We start from the raw sequence: 1,442 nt of genomic DNA on the forward strand, positions 1-1,442 counted from the left end.
CAAAAAGCTTCTACAAACGTGTTGAAAAAAAACAAACCTCTAAAAAAAACACTTTGCAATGGTTTATCTAAGAAATGCGAGTCATGGAAAAATATTAAACCGGAAAGGTTTGTTTTCTTTGCGTAGATTACCAGCTTTTCATAGTATAGTTGATACCCCGAGTTTATCTTATAAACCTCAAAATCCACTATCAACAACTGGGGATTATGGGATAGCATTTTTTGCTCATGAAGAGAAAACAGTTTTCAATGCGTCTCTTGAAAAGCTTCATAGTTTAGAAAGCTCAGGCCTTTTTAAAACCTGCTGTTGAGGAATTGCAAGTGCACCCTGTATTATTTATATTAATGTCTGTATCAATTCAGGCTTTTTCGTTTGCTTATGTTTCGAAAGAATTTGAACCCGGTGAAATTATACAGTATTCATTGATTTCATTTCTTTTGTGTGGTTTGGTATTTTCAATGGTTTTATATAAAAAAGGGAATCTTTGTTTAGAAGCAAAAGAAATACATGAACTATTCAGGCTGAATATTGCAACCAGCTTTGCTTTTCTTGGCTTTTATTTGTCACTTATATTTATTCCACCTTCTATATCGAGCCTTATTGAGGCATCTTCATCCCCACTGTTGGCAGTATTTTTTACTTATATTTATATAAAAAAGCTTGAGAATAATATTCCACTATTAGTCCTTATTTTTTTGTTCGGTCTAGTGACGCTTAGCTTTTCAATTGAAAGTTTTAATATCAAAATTTTTACAGGCCTAACGCTGAGTATTCTTGCTGGAGCTGGAGCCGCATATATTGCGACTATATCAAATCAAGGAAGTATGAATGATCTTTCGCGAGAAAAAATTCTCGCTTATAGGTTTTATGGATCTGCAATATGCTCTGCTTTCTTGCTATATACTACTGGGGGTTGGAATTTTGATGTTTATTTCTTGCTCAAAGCTTCTGTCTTATCTTTATTGGGGTTTCTTTTGCCAATGCTCTTGTTGCAAATAGGTATGGAAAAAACTAAGCCCGTTATCACTATTTTGTGCTTATCGCTAATTCCACTCTTGTCTTACATTTCTGAGATGTCGCTCGGTTCAAATTTCGATCTGAAAGCAGCATTAATGATGACAGTTACCTTGTTTTTGACTGCATATTATATCTTTAGCAGCACCAGGAAAACTGTAAAAGAAGAAGGTGTTGTGGTCCGCTGAAGTATCATTGGTATAAGACAGTAAGTGTAATTCTCATGTAACCGTTCGAGATGGGGGGAGACTCCCCCCTGCTTTTCGAGGACAGATTTTAACGGATTGGCGCGTGGACTTAATGTGCATAAAGATTCAGGCTGGTTGACCATACTTAGATCTATTAAGCCAGGGCTGGAAGTATTGCGAGATAACCCGCTGTGTCAGGATAGATGTCGCCTCTTTTGATTCATGACTCTCAATAATTGA

1 protein-coding gene is annotated in these 1,442 nt (G+C 36.1%); it reads left to right on the forward strand.

The window, feature by feature from the left end:
- The first annotated feature begins 320 nt into the window (after positions 1 to 320).
- Positions 321 to 1,202 carry an EamA family transporter gene (locus KDK16_RS03910; protein WP_257274761.1) on the forward strand — a complete coding sequence of 294 codons (882 nt, stop codon included), beginning with the start codon at positions 321 to 323 and terminating at the stop codon, positions 1,200 to 1,202.
- Positions 1,203 to 1,442: the final 240 nt, after the last annotated feature.

This window comes from Endozoicomonas sp. SESOKO4 (assembly GCF_024606275.1).